At 71.8% G+C, this 17,183-nt stretch carries 15 protein-coding genes; 6 read left to right on the forward strand and 9 right to left on the reverse strand.

Annotated features, from left to right (window positions below; genetic code table 11):
* Position 1: 1 nt before the first annotated feature.
* Complete coding sequence (locus AB0G15_RS27955) at positions 2-619, forward strand: DUF2461 domain-containing protein (protein ID WP_362845543.1); 618 nt, start codon at positions 2-4, stop codon at positions 617-619.
* 149 nt (positions 620-768) lie between these two features.
* Here AB0G15_RS27955 and AB0G15_RS27960 read toward each other — a convergent pair whose 3' ends face one another.
* The 6 genes from AB0G15_RS27960 to AB0G15_RS27985 form a co-directional block, all read right to left on the reverse strand.
* Positions 769-2,298: an N-acetylmuramoyl-L-alanine amidase gene (locus AB0G15_RS27960; protein ID WP_362845451.1), complete on the reverse strand. Its 1,530-nt coding sequence runs from the start codon at positions 2,296-2,298 to the stop codon at positions 769-771.
* A gap of 166 nt (positions 2,299-2,464) precedes the next feature.
* Positions 2,465-2,695: a zinc-ribbon domain-containing protein gene (locus AB0G15_RS27965; RefSeq protein ID WP_362845453.1), complete on the reverse strand. Its 231-nt coding sequence runs from the start codon at positions 2,693-2,695 to the stop codon at positions 2,465-2,467.
* A 44-nt stretch (positions 2,696-2,739) separates the two neighbouring features.
* Entirely contained in the window at positions 2,740-3,627 is an 888-nt protein-coding gene (locus AB0G15_RS27970; protein WP_362690945.1) for a carbohydrate ABC transporter permease, read from the reverse strand.
* On the reverse strand, positions 3,627-4,760 hold the full coding sequence (locus tag AB0G15_RS27975) for a sugar ABC transporter permease (protein ID WP_362845455.1): 1,134 nt from the start codon (positions 4,758-4,760) through the stop codon (positions 3,627-3,629). Before AB0G15_RS27975 ends, AB0G15_RS27970 begins: the two co-directional genes overlap by 1 nt.
* Positions 4,761-4,826: 66 nt before the next feature.
* Positions 4,827-6,098, reverse strand: coding sequence for an extracellular solute-binding protein (locus tag AB0G15_RS27980; RefSeq protein ID WP_362845457.1), 1,272 nt, complete (start codon positions 6,096-6,098; stop codon positions 4,827-4,829).
* A 56-nt stretch (positions 6,099-6,154) separates the two neighbouring features.
* Positions 6,155-7,357 carry a LacI family DNA-binding transcriptional regulator gene (locus AB0G15_RS27985; RefSeq protein WP_362845459.1) on the reverse strand — a complete coding sequence of 401 codons (1,203 nt, stop codon included), beginning with the start codon at positions 7,355-7,357 and terminating at the stop codon, positions 6,155-6,157.
* Between the two features lie 187 nt (positions 7,358-7,544).
* Between AB0G15_RS27985 and AB0G15_RS27990 the strand changes: the two genes are divergently transcribed.
* On the forward strand, positions 7,545-9,710 hold the full coding sequence (locus AB0G15_RS27990; protein ID WP_362845461.1) for a glycogen debranching N-terminal domain-containing protein: 2,166 nt from the start codon (positions 7,545-7,547) through the stop codon (positions 9,708-9,710).
* 212 nt (positions 9,711-9,922) lie between these two features.
* On the opposite strand, the gene AB0G15_RS27995 is transcribed toward AB0G15_RS27990, so the two are convergent.
* Positions 9,923-10,906, reverse strand: a complete 984-nt coding sequence (locus AB0G15_RS27995; RefSeq protein ID WP_362845463.1) for a dienelactone hydrolase family protein — start codon at positions 10,904-10,906, stop codon at positions 9,923-9,925.
* Positions 10,907-11,233: 327 nt separating this feature from the next.
* Between AB0G15_RS27995 and AB0G15_RS28000 the strand changes: the two genes are divergently transcribed.
* Entirely contained in the window at positions 11,234-12,223 is a 990-nt protein-coding gene (locus AB0G15_RS28000; protein ID WP_362845465.1) for an AraC family transcriptional regulator, read from the forward strand.
* Positions 12,224-12,414: 191 nt separating this feature from the next.
* Here the strand turns inward: AB0G15_RS28000 and AB0G15_RS28005 are convergent, their stop codons facing one another.
* Positions 12,415-13,068 carry a TetR/AcrR family transcriptional regulator gene (locus AB0G15_RS28005; protein ID WP_362845467.1) on the reverse strand — a complete coding sequence of 218 codons (654 nt, stop codon included), beginning with the start codon at positions 13,066-13,068 and terminating at the stop codon, positions 12,415-12,417.
* Positions 13,069-13,474: 406 nt separating this feature from the next.
* On the opposite strand from AB0G15_RS28005, the gene AB0G15_RS28010 reads away from it, so the two are divergent.
* The 3 genes from AB0G15_RS28010 (at position 13,475) to AB0G15_RS28020 (ending at position 16,046) form a co-directional block, all read left to right on the forward strand.
* Positions 13,475-13,873: a VOC family protein gene (locus AB0G15_RS28010; RefSeq protein WP_362845469.1), complete on the forward strand. Its 399-nt coding sequence runs from the start codon at positions 13,475-13,477 to the stop codon at positions 13,871-13,873.
* A gap of 87 nt (positions 13,874-13,960) precedes the next feature.
* Entirely contained in the window at positions 13,961-14,488 is a 528-nt protein-coding gene (locus AB0G15_RS28015) for an anthrone oxygenase family protein (RefSeq protein ID WP_362845471.1), read from the forward strand.
* 76 nt (positions 14,489-14,564) lie between these two features.
* Positions 14,565-16,046, forward strand: coding sequence for a cryptochrome/photolyase family protein (locus AB0G15_RS28020; RefSeq protein ID WP_362845473.1), 1,482 nt, complete (start codon positions 14,565-14,567; stop codon positions 16,044-16,046).
* 136 nt (positions 16,047-16,182) lie between these two features.
* Here AB0G15_RS28020 and AB0G15_RS28025 read toward each other — a convergent pair whose 3' ends face one another.
* Positions 16,183-16,983, reverse strand: a complete 801-nt coding sequence (locus AB0G15_RS28025) for a hypothetical protein (protein ID WP_362845475.1) — start codon at positions 16,981-16,983, stop codon at positions 16,183-16,185.
* Positions 16,984-17,183 lie beyond the last annotated feature (200 nt).

Genomic DNA, 17,183 nt, shown 5'->3' on the forward strand with positions numbered 1-17,183 from the left:
GATCGGCAGGAAGGCGTTCGCCTTCTACGAGGCACTCGCCGCCGACAACACCCGCGAACACTGGCACAGGAACAAGGAGACCTACGAGAGCGAGGTCCGCGAGCCGCTGCTCGCCCTGCTCGAGGAGCTGGAGGAGGAGTTCGGGCAGGCCAAGCTGTTCCGGCCGCAGCGCGACACCAGGTTCACCGACGACAAGTCGCCGTACAAGACCTACCAGGGGGTGACGGTCGGCGTGGGCGGCACCGTCGGCTACTACCTCCAGCTCCAGGCCGACGGGATGCTCCTGGGGGCGGGCTTCCACTCCTTCGACTCCGCCGACACCGCCCGCTACCGGTCCGCGGTGGACGCCGACGGGCCGGGCAAGGAACTCGTCAAGATCACCGACCGTCTGGTGCGGGACGGGTTCGAGCTCGTCGGCGAGCGCGTCAAGACCCAGCCGCGCGGCTACTCCGCGGACCACCCGCGCATCGAGCTGATCCGTCACAAGTCGCTGGGGGCCGAGCGGGCCGTCGCGAAGTCCAGGCTCCAGGGCCGCAAGGCGCTCACCGAGGTACGCGACGGCTGGCGCAAGGTCCGCCCCCTCGCCGACTGGCTGCTGGAACACGTGGCGACCGGCTGACCGGTCACCCCCGGTCGCGGGGTGTCCCGGGGCCCGGGGACCGGAGCAGGGCTCTTTCGCGGGAGAGGACTTCCGACGTGGAGTTCCGGACGGGTGCGGCCCGCGCCCCGGGGGGGGCGCGGGCCGCGTGGTGCCGCGGGCGGGAGCCGTCAGAGCCGGGTGAGGCGGACGGCGTCGGCGACGACCAGTCCCGTGCCGGAGGTCCAGCGGCTGACGCCGACGGCGTTGTACGTCCCGGCCTTCAGGGAGAACGTCCCGATACTTCGCCAGGCGCCGCCGCCGGCGCGCTGGTCGACGTAGACCGTCCTGCTCCCGGCGGAGGTGGCGACGATGTACGGGGCCGAGCTGTTGTGGCCGGGGGCGGCCGGGTACCAGACCTCGACCTGGTAGGTGGCCGCGGCGGGGACGGCGAACCGGTACCAGGCGACGTCGCTGGAGGTCACCGGCCTGGCCTGGCGGTGGTCGGGGCCGTGGCGCCCGGCGGCGGCGGCGGAGGCGGTCCAGTTCGCGCTCGAGGTGAACGCGCCGGAGGTGGAGTTGTCGGCGGTCGCGGACCAGGGGGCGGTGTTCCCGGTGACGTACCGCATGTACTTGGCCCAGTCCCAGTGGGAGCCCGGGTCGGTGTGCGTGGCGCCGGGGACCTGGTTGTGCCCGATGATGTGCGAGCGGTTCTTGGGGATGCCGTACTTGTCGCAGAGGGCGCGGGTCAGGGCCGCCGAGGCGCGGTACATCGCGTCGGTGAACCAGGAGGCCTTGTTGACGAACCCCTCGTGCTCGATCCCGATCGACCTGGTGTTGTAGGACCGGTTCCCGGCGTGCCAGGCGACGTCCTTGTCGCGGACCATCTGGGTGACGTCGCCGTCGGAGGAGCGGACGACGTAGTGCGCGGAGACCTTCGCACTGGGGTTCTGGAACCAGGAGAGCGTGCCCGCGTACGCCCCCTGGGTGACGTGGACGACGATCCGGTCGATCTTGGAGCTTCCCGGCCTGCTCGCGGCGGTCCGGTTGCCGGCGTGGGCGGCCACCCAGCTCGCGGCCGGGTAGTCCGGGCTCGGGGCCTTGGCGGCCAGTTCCCGCACGCCCTCGTAGACGCCGCGGTCGGTCTGCAGTTCCACGGGGGTGACGGTGACGACCTCGCCGTCCGCGGCGGTGGCCCGGACGCCCTTGCCGAGGAGGTCGTAGACGGTGTCGGCGTACAGCCTGGCCGTCTCGGAGCTGGAGGCGTTGCCGTATTTGGCCACGGCCGGGTACCACCGCCCGGCGTCCTTCCTGGCGGTGGCGTCGAGGCCGAGCGCGTCGGCGTGAGAGCGCAGCACCGCGGCGCCGCCGAGGATGTTGGCCGCGTCGTCGGTCTTCAGCGTCGCCGCCGGCCGGCCGGTCAGCTGGGCCGCGCGTTCCAGGACGCGCACGGCGGGGTTGCTGACCAGGTGCATGACCCCGTACCCGCCACTCGCGCTCGGCTCGCCGTCGTGCCCGTCGAGGTGCGTCTCCGCGTACGCGAGCGCCACGAGCAGGTCGCGCGGCACGTCGTACGCGGCGGAGGCGCGAGCGAAGGCGTCCGCCAGGGGGCCCGCCGACCGGGCACCCGCCGCCTGGGCGGGCACGAGGAGCAGGGCGGCGAGAACGGCGGACAGGATCGCGGCTGACCGGCGGTGCGAGCGCGGCCGTGCGTTCTGCACGGAGCCTCCTCGGGAATCGGGGTCCGGGTCCCATCCGGACACCGGCTGATTCGGCACCGTAAAGCAGAAACACGACAAGTGTAAATAATCAACACTTCTTTGTTTGTTTCAGACACATTCCCCCTTTAATCTGATAGTCCGTTATGTGCGCAGGTGGGCGGGGGTCTCAGTGGACCGCCAGCCGGGTCGCCTCGTCCTTGGAGATCGTGTACGAGGCCGCGCAGAAGGTGCACTGCATTCCGTATTTCGTCCGTACCGGGAACAGCGGGACGAAGAACAGGCTGAACTTGGTGACCCGTCGCGACAGCACCTGCGCCGCCGTGTTGCCGCAGTTGCGGCAGATCAGGGTCACGACCCCGAGCTGACGGACCACGGTACGCAAACCGAAGATGAGCATTCCCCAGACCTACCCGGTACGGACGCGCTACTCGTCGCGCTTCGTCAACCCTTGTCCGCGCCCTCGTTGGCGCCGCGGATGAAGTAGCGCTGGAAGATCACGAAGATGATCGCGACCGGGATGGTCGCGAGCACCGCCGCGCCGAGCTTCAGCGGATACTGGCTGCCGAGCCCGAGGGAGCCGCTGACCAGGTCGGCCAGGCCGCGCGGCAGGGTGAAGAGGCTGGGGTCCTGGACGGCCACCAGGGTGTGCGGGAACTCGTTCCAGCTGCTCTGGAAGGAGATGATCGTCAGGGTGATGACGGCGGGGCGTCCCATCGGCAGCACCACCGACCAGAAGGTGCGGAACCGGCCCGCCCCGTCGATCCGCGCCGCCTCCTCCACGCTCACCGGGATCGACTCGAAGAACTGCTTCATGATGAACACCCCGGCCGCGTCCGCGATGATCGGCAGGATCAGCGCGGTGTAGCTGTCGTAGATGCCGAGCTGGTTCAGCACCAGGAACTTCGGGATGAACAGCACCACCCCCGGGACCGCCATGATCGCGACGATCCCGGTGAAGAGCGCCCTGCGCCCCCGGAAGCGCAACCGGGCGAGAGCGTACCCGGCCAGGGAGTCGAGGAACACCCGGCCGACGGTGATGACGACGGTCACCAGCAGCGAGTTTCCCAGCCACAGCGGCATGCCGGTGTCGGCGAACACGCGCTCGAAACCGGCCATCGTCACCGGGTCGGGGATCGGTGAGAGCGGGTTGGCCGCGGCGTCGGGCTCGGTCTTGAACGCGTTGGCGACCTGGATGACGAACGGGTAGAGGAAGACCAGCGAGAAGAAGACCAGGACGGCGTACCCGCCGAAGGTGGAGACCAGCGAGCGGATCCCCCCGCCCGCCCCCTCCGGACGGGCGGGGGCGGAACGGGTCTTGACCGCGGACATCATGCCCTCCTCTGGCGTGACGCGGGGCGTGACGCGGGGCGAAGCGCGGGGCGCCTCGCGGTGCCGCCGCCCTTGGCGTCCCTGTCGCGCATGACCCACCGCTGGAACGCCGCCAGCACCACGATGAGCACGAACAGGACGAACGAGATGGCGGCGCCGGAGCCGTAGTCCAGCTCCTTGAAGGCCGTCTGGTACGACAGGAAGGCCGGGGTCAGGGTGGTCTTCGCGGGTTTGCCCTGGCTCATCACGTACACCTGGTCGAAGACCTGCCAGGTGGCGATCAGGCCGAGCGTGAGGACGAGGAACAGGGTCGGCTTGAGCATCGGCAGCGTCACGTAGCGCAGGCGCTGGCGGGAGCCGGCGCCGTCCAGCATGCTCGCCTCCTCCAGGGTCACCGGGATGTCCTGGAGCGCGGCGAGGAACATGAGCATGAACGTGCCCGAGGTGGTCCAGACGACCAGGATGATGATCGTGCACATGGCCACGCTGGGGCCCGACAGCCAGTCCCACCACGACAGCCCGAACGGGCCGCCGGCGGTCAGCGCCGCGGGGGGCGCCTCGGGATCGACCAGGCCGACGGAGCCCAGCAGCACGTGCAGCACGCCCCGCGCGTCGGAGAACCACGGCGGCCCGTCGACGCCGACGAACGCGAGCAGCTGGTTGACCGCGCCGGAGTTGCTGAAGATGAACAGGAACAGGACGCTGATCGCCACCGAGCTGGTCACCGAGGGGAAGAAGAACGCGGTGCGGAAGAAGGTCTTGCCCTTCAGCAGCCGGCGGTTGACGATCAGCGCCAGGCCGAGTGCCAGGATTGTCTGGGCGGGCACCACGACCAGCACGTAGTAGAAGTTGTTGCGAAGGCTCGTCATGAAGTTCAGGCGGCTCAGGTTGTCCTGGGTGAACAGCTCGGTGTAGTTGTCCACGCCGACGAACGGCACCTGCGCCCGGAACGGGCTGCCCTGCCCGTTCCAGTCGGTGAGGCTCACCCACAGCGCCATCCCGATCGGCAGCAGCATGAACAGGGTGAGGATCACCACCACCGGTGCCACGAAGAGCCAGCCCGCGATGTTCTCCCTGGCCCTGTCGCCAAGGCGGCGCGCGGGACGCCGCGGTGCGGTCGTTGTCTCGGCCACGTCAAGTCTCCCTCACGTCCGGTGCGCGGCCCCCGGAACGTTCCGGGGGCCGCGCACCGGGCTGACTCAGTTGCCGAGCGCGGCCTGGGTGTTCTTCTGCAGGTTCGCCAGGATCTTCTTGGGGTCACCGGCGGGCAGCTGCTGGATCGCGGTGTCGAAGTCGGCGAGCACGCTGTCCATCTTGGCGGCGTTGACCGGACCCTGGGCGTACTCGGCGCTGTCGACGAACGGCGCGTCCTCGGGGAAGGCCTGGGTGAAGGCGTCCTTGGCCGACTGGCGCGAGGGCATCACGCCGAAGGCCTTGGCGAAGGCCATCTGCTGGTCGGCCTTGGTCATCGCCTCGACGAAGGCGATCGCCTGCTCCTTGTACTTGCTCTTGGCGGCGATGCCCCAGCAGGTGGTGAAGGACAGGGTGCCCTTGCCCTTGGGACCGGCCGGCAGCTCGTGGGCGCTGTACTCGACGTCCGGGTAGTCGGCCTTCATCGCGCCCTTGATCCAGTTGCCCTCGACGGTCATCACGGCCTTGGCCTTGCCGAACGCCTCGCCGCCCCAGCCCGCGTCCACCTGCTTGGGGAACTGGGCGAGCTTGTCCTTCAGCAGGCCCTGGACGTAGCTCAGGCCCGCGACGTTCTCGGGGGTGTCGGCGGTGGCCTTCTTGCCGTCGGGGCTCACGATCCAGCCGCCGGCCTCGACCATGAACGCGCCGACCCGGTCGCGGGTGTCGCCGATGACCAGCGGGGTGACGTCCGGCACCTTCTCCTTGAGCGTCCTGGAGACCGAGGTGAGCTGCTCCCAGGTGGTCGGCACGTCGGCGTCGGTGAGCCCGGCCTTCTTCCACAGGCCGTCGTTGACGATCAGCGCCAGGGTGGAGAAGTCCTTGGGCACGCAGTAGAAGGTGCCGTTGTGGGTGAACGTCTCGCGCAGGCCGGGGTAGAAGTCGGCGGAGTCGGAGATCTTGTCCGCGTACGGCTCCAGCGCCCCGACGCTCGCGTAGTCGGCGAAGCGCGCGGCGTCGACGTAGAACACGTCCGGCGGGTTGCTCCCGGCGAACGCCTGGCCGAGCTGCTGGGTCAGGTCCTGGGCGGGGGTGATCGTCGCGGTGCCGCCCGAGGACGCCGACCACGTCTGGGCGGCGGCGCGCAGCGCGTTCGTCTCCGCGTCGCCCGAGGAGCCGATGAGCACCTGCAGCTTGGCGGGCCCGCTGCTCTGCGGGGCGGCGCTCTGGCCGGCGGAGTCGTCGAAACCGCTGCCGCAGGCGGCCGAGGTCGCCAGGGTGCCCGCGGCGAGCGCGGCGAGCGCCGCGGTACGGAGGCTGTGCTGCTTGGTCGGCTGTTTCATCGTGGTCTTCCAATCTTCTGGGGGGTGGTCTGAAGGAGAATCAGGTGATCATGCGGTCATGACGACTGCCGCAGGACCAGGGACGGCTGGAGCAGGATGTGCGTGCGAGGCCCGCCGGCTTCGAAGTCGTACGGGTCACCGGATCCACCGCGGTCACCGGGGGAGGGCGGGTCGAACAGCCGGGTGAGCAGGCCGACACAGCCGGCCGCGGCCTCGGCCAGCGGCTGGCTGACGCTGCTGAGCCCCACCGCCTTCGCCACCGGCGTGTCGTCGAAACCGATCACGCTGACCGGGAGCCCCTCCTCGCCGCCGGCCCGCCCCCCGACCGTGAGACGTCCCTCGGCCGTCAGGCGCCCGGAGGCGGTCAGCTGTCCCGAGGCCGTCAGGGAACGGACGGCGTGCAGCGCGCCGAGGGCGAGCGAGTCGCTGGCGCAGACCAGCGCGGTGATCGGCTGCTCGGCGCGCAGCAGGTCGCGGGCCGCCTTCTCGCCGTCGGCCACCCCGTCGTCCGTGGCCTGGTCCAGGCCCGCCGGGTCGACCCCGGCTGCGGCGAGGGTCCTGGCCCAGCCGGACCTGCGGTCGTCGCCCACGCCGGAGCCCGGCGGCCAGCCGAGGAACCCGATCCGCCGGTGGCCCGCGTCGAGCAGGTGGCGGGTGGCCGCCGCGGTGCCCGCCGCGCCGTCCACGTCGACCCAGGGGTACCCCGGATCGCCGGAGGCGTCACCTGGGTCCCCGGCGTTTGCCGTGTTCCCGGCGTTCCCGGCGTTCCCGGCGTTCCCGGCGTTTCCGGCGTTCCCGGTGTTTCCCCAGGGCCGCCCGAACGTGACGAACGGCAGCCGCCGCTCGCGCAGCCACGCGGGGCGGCCGTCGCCGTGGTAGGTGCTGGTGAGCACGAAGGCGTCCGGCTCGTGGCTGCCGACCAGGTCGTCGAAGGTGTCGATCTCCGAACGCTCGTCGCCCGCCGCGTACAGCAGGATCCGGTATCCGGCACGGGCCGCCGAGGCGGTGAGCCCGTGCAGGAACCGGTCCAGCACCGAGCCGTTGATCCCGTCCCGGTCGGGCTCGATGCGCGTGGCGATCAGTCGCGAGCGGCCGGTCCGCATCTGCCGCGCGGCCTGGCTGGCCCGGTAGCCGAGCGTCTCGATGGCCTCCCGCACCCGGTCGCGAGTCCCCTCGCGGACCAGTTCGGGGCTGTTGAGCACGTTCGACACCGTCTGACGCGACACCCCGGCATGGCGCGCGACGTCAGTGATCGTCACCTTTGTAGCCATATGTACCTTTCTGGGGTTTGAACGTTCAAAGGGGTATGAGGCATGATTGGATCGTTCAAGTAAACGAAGCGTAATGGTTGGATCGTTCAAGTAAAGAGAGTGTTTCGCAATGTGCACCCCCCGGCCGTCGTCTGTCAAGACGTCACCGGCTCGACACGATCTCAGGGAGTAAGTCGTGCTCGACGACGCCTCGTCCCCCACCCTCCAGGCGGTCACGGCGGCCGGTTCCACCGCGGCCCACCGCCTCCAGCCCCTGCTGCACGACCTCGTCAGCACCGTGCTGGCGCCGACCGTCGCGCTGAGCGGCGAGGACGGGCAGATCCGCCCGGCCGGTGTCCAGGGCGTGTTCCACGCGGACTCCCGCGCCCTGTCGCAGGCCACCCTGACGATCGACGGCCGCGAGCCCGAGGCCGTCGGCCACGCGCCGCAGGGGCCGGGCGCCACCACGTTCGTCACGCTGGCCCGATGGCTGGGCGATCCCGTCCCCGACCCCACTGTACGGATCGAGCGGTTCCGGCAGGTCGTACCGGGCGGCATGGAAGAACGTGTCGAGATCGTCTCCAGTGCGACCGTTCCCGTCACCGCCGTCGTGAGCCTGGAGCTGGCCTGCGACTTCGCCCCCATCGAGGTGGTCAAGTCGGGCGGCGACACCGCGGAGGCGGCGCCGGAGCGCACCGCGCCCGGTGAGATCTCCTGGCGCTCCGGCGGCGTGCGGGTCACGGTGACCGGTACGGGCGCGCGGGCCGAGTCCGCTGGGCCCGCTGTGTCCGCTGTGTCCACCGGGTACGCGCGCACGGGTTTCCTGCGCTGGCCGGTCGAGCTGGCGCCCCGCGGCCGGGTCACCCTGTCCTGGAGGGTCGAGGTGCACGACCCCCAGGCCGTGGTGACCGCGCCCGGCCGCCCCGCCGAGTGGGCGGTGGGGGAGGGGGAACCCCAGGTCGTCGCCGGCGACCACCGGCTGAGCAGGCTCTTCGAGCAGTCCATGGACGATCTGCGCTCGTTGCGGCTGGCCGAGACCGCCGCCCCCGGTGACACCTTCCTCGGCGCGGGAGTGCCCTGGTTCCTCACCCTCTTCGGCCGCGACAGCATCTGGGCCGCCCGCATGCTGCTGCCGCTCGGCACGGAACTGGGGATGGGCACCCTGCGAGTGCTGGCCCGCAGGCAGGGAACCAAGATCGACCCCGGCTCCGGCGAGGCCCCCGGGAAGATCATGCACGAGCTGCGCCGGCACGATTTCGCGGTCGAGGGCAACGGCCTGTACCTGCCCGCCGCCTACTACGGCACGATCGACGCCACGCCGCTGTGGATCGGCCTGCTGCACGACGCCTGGCGCTGGGGCGCCCCCGCCGAGGAGATCGCCGCGCTGCTGCCCCACCTGCAGGCCGCCCTCGGCTGGCTCGGCGGGCCCGCCGACCCCGACGGGGACGGTTTCGTCGAATACGTCGACACCAGCGGCCGGGGCCTGGCCAACCAGGGCTGGAAGGACTCCGGCGACGCGCTGCGCTTCCACGACGGCCGCCAGGCCCAGCCGCCGATCGCCCTGGTCGAGGTGCAGGGCTACGCCCACCAGGCGGCCCGGCAGGGCGCCGACCTGCTGGAGGCGTTCGGCCGTCCCGGCGCGGCCCGCTGGCGCGAGCACGCCGCGGCGCTGGCCGAGCGCTTCCGGGCCCGCTTCTGGGTGGACGGGCCGAGGGGGAGGTTCCCCGCGCTGGCCCTGGACCGGGACAAGCGCCCGGTCGACGCGCTGACCAGCAACATCGGGCACCTCCTCGGCACCGGCCTGCTCACCGGGCCCGAGGAGGCTCAGATCGCCGACCTCCTCGTCTCCCCGGAGATGGCCGGCGGCTTCGGCCTGCGGACGATGTCGGCGGACGCGGGCGGCTTCAGCCCGCTGTCCTACCACTGCGGGTCGATCTGGGCGCACGACACGGCGATCGTGGTCGCGGGGCTGGCCCGCGCCGGATTCGCCGCGCACGCGGCGACCCTGGCCGAGGGGCTGCTCGCGGCGGGCGAGACGTTCGGCTACCGGCTGCCGGAGCTGTTCGGCGGCGACGACCGCTCGGCGCTCGGACGCCCCGTGCCCTATCCCGCCGCCTGCCGCCCGCAGGCCTGGTCCGCCGCCGCCGCGGTGACCGTCGTGCACGCGGCACTCGGCCTCTACCCCGACGTGCCCGGGGGCCGGCTGCTGCTTCGCCCGCTCGCCGGCGCCCCCCTGGGCGCGGTCTCCGCCCGCGGCCTGCGGGTCGCCGGAGCGGAGGTGAGCGCGGCCGTCGACCGGGAGGGAGAGGTCGTGGTGACCGGCCTGCCCGGGGGGATCTCCACCGAGCGGGCCTCGACGTGAGCTGAGCCCCGCCGTCCCGTCCCCGCCCGCCGTCCCCGCCCCGCCCCGCCCGCCGTCCCGTCCCTCCCCGGCGCCTCGCCCGTCGCGCCGTCCGCCGGCCGAGGGGGACGGGGCCGGGGTACGGGCGAGCGGGGCCGGGGTACGGGGACACGGAATTACGCGGGCGCGTGAGCCACGGCGGGGGCGCTCAGGCCGGTGAGCCACGGGGGCGCTCAGGCCAGGTGACGGCCGAACCAGTCCAGGACGCGCCGGTACGCCTCGGCGGCGGCACCGGCGTCGTACCGCGGGCCGGTGTCGTTGAAGAAGGCGTGGTCGACGCCGGGAAACGTCACGAGCTCGTGTTCCAGGCCCGCCCTCTCCAGGGCGGTCTTGGCCTCGTCGCGGGTGGCGTTGACCCGGTCGTCCCGCTCGGCGTAGATCGCGAGGACGGCGGCCCTCGATCCGGAGAGGTCGGCGTCGTCGGGAAGCGGGCCGTAGAACGGGACGGCCGCCGACAGGCGCGGCTCGTCCGAGGCGAGCAGCAGCCAGGTCATGGCGCCGCCGAAGCAGAAACCGGTGACGCCGAGCCTCTTTCCGGGGGCGCCCCGCTCCAGCTCGCCCAGGGCGGCCTTCATGTCCGAGGCGAGGCGCTCGGGGGAGATGGCGCCCAGCGCCGCGGTGGCCTGCGCGGGGTCCTCGAAGGAGGCGGTCCCGCCCTCGCGGGAGAGCAGGTCGACGGCGAGCGCGCAGTAGCCGTCGGCCGCCAGGCGCCCGGCGATCGACCGGATGTGATCGGTGAGCCCGCGGTTCTCGTGGATGACCAGCACCGCGCCCCGCGGCTGCGCGGGCGCCGCCCAGGTACCCCTGAGGGTGACGCCGGTCTCGGCGCCGGAAAAGATGATCTCCTCGGTCGGCAGGGGCGAGGGCCCCGCGGGCGGGGCGCCGTCCGGGGGCACGGTGGTCGCCGTCGCCGTCGCCGTCACAGCTGTCGCCGTCACCGCTGTCGCCGTCGCCGTGCCGGATCCGGTGCCGGATCCCGTGGCGGCCGATGCGGTCGCGTTCTCCCCGCCGGTTTCCCAGGCCGCGAGCAGCGCGCCGGCGGCGGGTGCCGCCAGCCCGAGAAGGGTCAGGCGGTGCAGTGCCTCACGCCGGGGGATGAGCCCTTCCGCGTGGTCGACCGCGACCTCCTCCGCGAGGTACCGGTGAAAAGACGTCACCAGCACACGGTAGGACCGGCGGATGAAAGCCACGGCAAAGCCGGGCCACGTGCCGTCACCCGAAAGCCGGGCCACGCGTCACCACCCGATGGGGCCCTCCCGGCGGCGACTCACGCGGACCCGGCGCGCCCGTGAGCCCGCCGGCGCGCCTCGCCCGCGAAGGCTGTCCGCTATCGGACACGCCCCCCGGGGCCTTTGTGTATTTCTCCATAGTCGGCCGGGTCCGGCCGGTGGACCATGTGGGAATCGGCCGTGCGCGACCTCGAGTCGCCGTACGCATGCGACGGCACGTGCGGACACGTACGGGCACAGAGGGTTGGAGTGTCGATGGGCGAGACGCGAGGGCCGCTCCCGCTGGGTAACAGGCCGGTCTTCGACACCGCGGACCTCGACGAGACCCGCGAGCTGGTGGGCCGGGTGTTCTGCCCCCACCGGCTGGAGCTCACCGGTGACGTCTCCGGGCTGGCCGCGCGGCTCAACTCGGTCCAGCTGGGCACCGTGCGGGTGAACTACCTGGACTACGGGGCGGACGTCCGCATCGAGCCCGGGGAGCTCGAGTCCTTCTTCCTGGTGCAGATCCCGCTGGCCGGGCGCAGCCTGATCCGGTGCGGCGGCCAGGAGATCGTGTCGATGCCCGGCCTGGCGTCCCTGCCGTCGCCGTCGGAGTACCTCGACATGCGCTGGGGAGCCGGCTGCCCCCAGCTGATCGTCAAATTCGACCGGCCGGTCGTCGAGGGCGCCCTGGAGCGGATGCTCGGGGAGCGGCTCGACCGCCCGATCGTCTTCGACCTGGGCATGGACATGACGGCCGGCTGGGCGCGGGCCTGGAAGTCGATGGCCGACCTGATCGTCATGGAGGCCGAGCACGGCGACGGGCTCGCCGCGCAGCCGCTGGCGATCGCCCACCTGGAGAACGCCATGCTCTCCTCCCTGCTCACCGGGCAGCCGTCCAACTACCTGGAACGGCTGACCGCCCCCCGGCCGCCCGCCCTGCCCAAGGTGGTGCGCCGGGCGATGCGGTACATCGACGACCACGCCCACCTGCCGCTCACGACCGACGACGTCGCGCGCGCCGTGGCGGTCAGCGGCCGCTCGCTCCAGGAGGGTTTCCGCCGCCATCTCGGCCTGACCCCGATGACCTATCTCAGGGACGTGCGCCTGGGCAGGGTGCACGACGAGCTGGCGGCCGGGGATCCGGCCAGGTGCACCGTGACGAACGTGGCGGCCCAGTGGGGCTTCCCGCACCAGGGGCGCTTCGCCGCCCTCTACCGCGCGCGGTACGGCCAGGCGCCGTCGCAGACGCTGCGCGGCAACTGACCGCACCCGGCCGGCCGCACGCGCCGCCCGAACCCGCCTCCGCCGAGGAACGGACTCCAGGCGGCCAGCCGGTGCGTCACGCGTCCGGGGACACCTGTCCTGACCGGTACGCGTAGATCACGGCCTGGACACGGGTACGCATGCCGATCTCGGCAAGGACGCGTGAGCACCTTCCGCGGAGCCGGGGGTGTTCAGGCGATGGCGTAGTGACCGAGGGAGGGTTCGAGCAGTTCGAAGGAGAGGGACGCCTCCGCGTCGACGGTTTCGGCGATCTCGTCGTTGGGGCGTCCGGCCAGGGTGAGGTCCTGGATGCGCTGGAACAGGATGCGGTGGACGGTGCCGAGCAGTCCGGCGGCGGTACGGACGGTGATGTCGTCTTGCGGTGCGCCGACAGCTGCGGCGAGAGCCTGGGTCAGGGCGTGTTCGCGCCGGTCGTGCAGGCCGCGCAGGCAGGCCGAGAGGGTGGGGCTGTCGGCGATCATGCGGGCGAAGGCGGGGCCGGAGAACCCGGCGACCGGATCTGCGGCCGCCGTGGCTTCGGCGAAAGCGCGGCGTAGTGCCGCCAGGGCGGACTCGCCGGGCAGGCGGCCGGTCACGGTGTGGGCCAGGGAGGCGACGAAGGCGTCCTGGTGGTCCAGAGCCAGGTCTTCCTTGCGTGGGAAGTAGTTGGTGACGGTCTTCTTGGCGACCCGGGCGGCGGTGGCGATCTCGGCGATGGTGGTCTGTTCGAAGCCCTGGGCGATGAACAGGCGAGTGGCGTGGTCGGAGATGAGCTGCCTCGTCTCCTGCTTCTTGGAATCGCGCAAGCCGGTGGGCTGGGCAGACGATGCGGTGTCGGTGGCCATGGCGCAATCTTACCCTCGTAGCATTTTTATGTTGACATCTTTAGTACTACTGGACTAAGTTTACGTCCATAGTAAGTTTGCGCCCATGAGCGAAAGAGAACGCCCATGTCCGAACCCACCGCACCTCAGCCGACATCCTCGCCATCGACCTCGGAAAGGTCCTGATCGGACGGGGCCGCCCGCCGCACCGAACTCCTCCTCGCACCGCGGTGACAGCGGTCGCCCGCACGGACGGCCTCGGCCCGCGCCCGGCGCCTTCCCTCGCCCGCCCGTAGCCTGCCGCGCCGCGGCGGCCACCGATCCGCGCTCGCCGCCGCGCCGACGACCACGTCCGATCGCCTCTCCGATCGGCCGGCGGCAAGTTCCGACCAACAAGACGACAAGCCCCGCGACAAGGAGCACCCCCTTGCAGATCACCGCGTCAACCGTCTCGCTCACCGTCGACGACCTCGCCGCGTCCCAGCGGTTCTTCACCACCCACCTCGGCTACGTCGAGCAGGCTGCCGCCGACGGATTCGCCTCTCTGTCGCGTGACGACGCGGCAGTGGACGTCGTCCTGCTCGCACGCGGCACCGAGGTGCTTCCGGCCGACCAGCGCGACCAGCACGCCACCGGCCTCATCCTCGCCTTCACCGTCGCCGACGTCGCCGACGAGGAGAAGCGACTGCGCGCCGCAGGCGTCGAGATCACCATGCCGCTGCGCGAGGAGCCCTGGGGCGAGCGCCTCTTCCAGGTCACCGACCCCAACGGCGTGATCGTGCAGTTCGTCGAATGGGCGGTCCCGGCCGGAACCGAGCACGCCTGACCCCGCCCCGCCGGCCCTCACCATCAGCTTCAGGAAGCGAGCTCATCCATCAAACCCCTGCAAGCCGTCGTGCTCCTGGCGTCCACCATGACCACCGGCCTGATGGCCGGACTGTTCGCCGGCTTCGCCTACTCGGTCATGCCCGGTCTGGGCCGGTCCTCCGACCGCACCCTGATCGAGGCGATGCAGAACATCAACAAGGCCATCGTCAACCCCGCGTTCATGCTCCCTTTCATGGGCTCGATCCCCCTGCTGGCCCTGGCCGCCGTCATGGCCTGGCACGACCACGGCCGGTCCGCCCTTCCCTGGATCGTCGCCGCGCTGCTGCTGTACCTGGTGGCCTTCGGCATCACCGGTGCGGTCAACGTCCCGCTCAACGACCGGCTTGCCAAGGTCACCCCACTGCGCGACGGCGACGCCCTGGCCATGGCCCGCGAGCACTTCGAGAACCGGTGGGTCACCTGGAATCTCGTCCGCGCTCTACTGCACACCGCCGCGTTCGGATGCCTGGCCTGGGCCCTGGTCGCCCACGGCGCCGCCCGGATCCACCCCGACCCCGGCCGGGGACAGCCGGCCGTCCCCGGGCACCACCACCTGGCGACCGAAACGCGGTGACCGTGACCGGATAGCGCACGCGGCTCGACCAGCGAGGCGCGAGGAAAGCGGCGCGCCGAGCCGCCAAGATGGCGGCATGGGGGAACACGGCAGGCGATGGCTCTTCGCCGATCAGCTCGGGGACCACTTCCTCGACTCCGACGACCAGCCGGTGCTGCTGGTCGAGGCCAGGTCGGCGCTGCGACGGCGGCGCTACCACCGGCAGAAGGCGCACCTGGTGCTCTCGGCGCTGCGGCACCGGGCGGCCGAGCTGGGCGACCGCGCGCTGTTCCTGCGGACCGAGACCTTCTCCGAGGCGCTCGGCCGCGCCGGCGGCCGGGTCACCGTCTGCGGGCCCACCAGCCACGCGGCCGACGCGTTCGTCCGGGGCCGCGCCGAGGTGACCGTCCTGCCCTCGCGCGGGTTCACCAGCACCGCGGAGGAGTTCGCCACCTGGGCCAAGAGCAGGGACGGCCATCGGCTGCTCATGGAGGACTTCTACCGCGACGCCCGGCGCCGCCTGGACGTGCTCATGGACGGCGACGAGCCCGTCGGCGGCCGGTGGAACCTCGACGCGGACAACCGCGAGCCGCCGCCCGCCGGAGGGCTGGACGTGCCCGGCCCGTGGACGGCCGAGGAGGACGAGATCGACGAGCGGGTGCGCCACGACCTCGACCGGTGGGAACGCGACGGCGAGGTGTCCTTCGTCGGGCGCGACGGCCCGCGCACGTTCCCCGCCACCGCCGCGGAGGCCCGCAGCGCGCTGCGGCGCTTCGTCGGCCACCGGCTGCCCGCCTTCGGCCCGCACCAGGACGCGATGCTCGCCGGCGACCCGTTCATGGCACACAGCATGCTCTCGCCCGCCATCAACCTCGGGCTGCTCGACCCCATGACGTGCGTGCGGGCCGCCGAGGCCGCCTACCGGGCGGGCCACGCCCCGCTCGCGAGCGTCGAGGGGTACGTGCGGCAGCTCATCGGCTGGCGCGACTACATCTGGCACCTGTACTGGTACTTCGGCGAGGACTACCGCGACCTCAACCGGCTGTCGGCCCGCGTGGCGCCGCCCGCCTGGTTCGAGGAGCTGGACGCCGGCGCCGTCGAGGCGCGCTGCCTGTCGTGGGCGCTCGCCCAGGTGCGCGACACCGGGTTCACCCACCACATCGTCCGGCTGATGGTGCTCGGGAACTTCGCGCTCCAGCGGGGGTACGACCCCGCGCGGCTGACCGACTGGTTCCACCGCTGCTTCGTCGACGGGTACGAGTGGGTGATGGTGCCCAACGTGGTCGGCATGTCGCAGCACGCCGACGGCGGCATGCTGGCGACCAAACCGTACGCGGCCGGGGGCGCGTACATCAACCGCATGAGCGACTTCTGCGGGTCCTGCCGCTACCGGCCCTCGCGGCGGACCGGCGAGGAGGCCTGCCCGTTCACCGCGGGCTACTGGTGGTTCTTCGCCCGCAACCAGGAGTGGCTGGCCGCCAACCCGCGCACGGCCCGCGGCGTGCACGGCATGCGGCGGCTCGACGACCTGGACGAGGTGTGTGCCCAGGAGGCCGCACGCGGCGACGCGCCCCCCTGACCCCGGCCCGCCGGGCGAAGCCGGGCGGCAAAGCCGGCGACACGGCGGCGGTCACCGGGGTGGCCGGCCACGGTGTCACCGTGGCCGGCCCGTCCCACGGCGACGGCGCCGCCGTCAGGCCGCCGTCAGGTCGCCGTCACAGTCCGTCCTTGTCCTCGAGCTTGGTCGTCACCTTGTTCGCGGGCGGCGCCTTGATGGAGACCCTGCCGCCCCAGCCGGTGAAGCGGGTCTCGACGCTGATCGTCTTGCCCTCCCACCCGGCGCTGTCGAAGATGCCGGTGACGGGAAAGGACGTGGTCAGGCGCTGCGGCAGGCGGTTCCTGTCCACGGTGAGCCTGAACGTCACCACGGTCTTGTCGCTCGACCGGAGCGGCAGGGTGGCGCGGAACCAGGGCGAGACCTTGGCGAGCCTGCCGAAGGTGGTGGTACCGCTGTAGGTGGTACGGGTCTTCTTGGCGCCCTTGAACAGGCTGGTGAGGGTCGCCGGCTCGGCGACGTTCACCAGCTGGCTGAACCAGCCGTCCACGTCGCCCGTCATGCCGTCCGGGTCCTTGTACCAGCTCTTGCCCCGGGGCATCTTGTCGCGGTAGGTGCCGCCCTGGGAGTAACTCGTGGTGCCGATCCGGATCGTCCGCGCGGGGACGGGCGGGTTGAGGCGATCGTCGGCCGGGCCGGCGCCCTTCGAGGTGATGTCGGAGGCGACGATCCCGCCTCGGCCGAACTGGAAGGAACCGGTGCGCCGCAGGTAGGGCTTACCCTCGCCGTCTTCGATCATGGTGGTCAGGTCGGTGAACCTCACTCCCTTGCCCGGGACGAACTGGCCCTTCAACGCCTTGACCGGGTCGGCGGGGGCGGTCTGGGCCTGGGCCTGGGCCGGTGCCCCGGTCATGAGCGCGACGGCGGTGGCCGCGGAGACGCTCGCGATCATTCGCTTCATAGGGGTTCCTTGATAGTCCGGGTCGGAAGGGGAATCCTTCCCGACCTTGATCACGGACGTGTCTCACCCCTCTTCGGGCGGGCACGGCCGAGCACCGGGAACACGGCTCGCCGGCTTGGCGGAAGAGGCGGCCGCGCGAGCGGCCCCCGCAAGGGGCGGTCGGAGGCCACTCACGCGCGCCGTGATCGCCGGAGGCGTCA

The organism is Streptosporangium sp. NPDC023825 (assembly GCF_040639575.1).
Classification (GTDB): Bacteria; Actinomycetota; Actinomycetes; order Streptosporangiales; family Streptosporangiaceae; genus Streptosporangium.

What these genes read in the sequence shown, in the direction of transcription:
- AB0G15_RS27965 (WP_362845453.1), bottom strand. Translation starts at nt 2,695, where the DNA reads ATGCTCATCTTCGGTTTGCGTACCGTGGTCCGTCAGCTCGGGGTCGTG.
- AB0G15_RS27970 (WP_362690945.1), bottom strand. Translation starts at nt 3,627, where the DNA reads ATGTCCGCGGTCAAGACCCGTTCCGCCCCCGCCCGTCCGGAGGGGGCG.
- AB0G15_RS27980 (WP_362845457.1), bottom strand. Translation starts at nt 6,098, where the DNA reads ATGAAACAGCCGACCAAGCAGCACAGCCTCCGTACCGCGGCGCTCGCC.
- AB0G15_RS28000 (WP_362845465.1), top strand. Translation starts at nt 11,234, where the DNA reads ATGGGCGAGACGCGAGGGCCGCTCCCGCTGGGTAACAGGCCGGTCTTC.
- AB0G15_RS28005 (WP_362845467.1), bottom strand. Translation starts at nt 13,068, where the DNA reads ATGGCCACCGACACCGCATCGTCTGCCCAGCCCACCGGCTTGCGCGAT.
- AB0G15_RS28015 (WP_362845471.1), top strand. Translation starts at nt 13,961, where the DNA reads ATGACCACCGGCCTGATGGCCGGACTGTTCGCCGGCTTCGCCTACTCG.
- AB0G15_RS28020 (WP_362845473.1), top strand. Translation starts at nt 14,565, where the DNA reads ATGGGGGAACACGGCAGGCGATGGCTCTTCGCCGATCAGCTCGGGGAC.
- AB0G15_RS28025 (WP_362845475.1), bottom strand. Translation starts at nt 16,983, where the DNA reads ATGAAGCGAATGATCGCGAGCGTCTCCGCGGCCACCGCCGTCGCGCTC.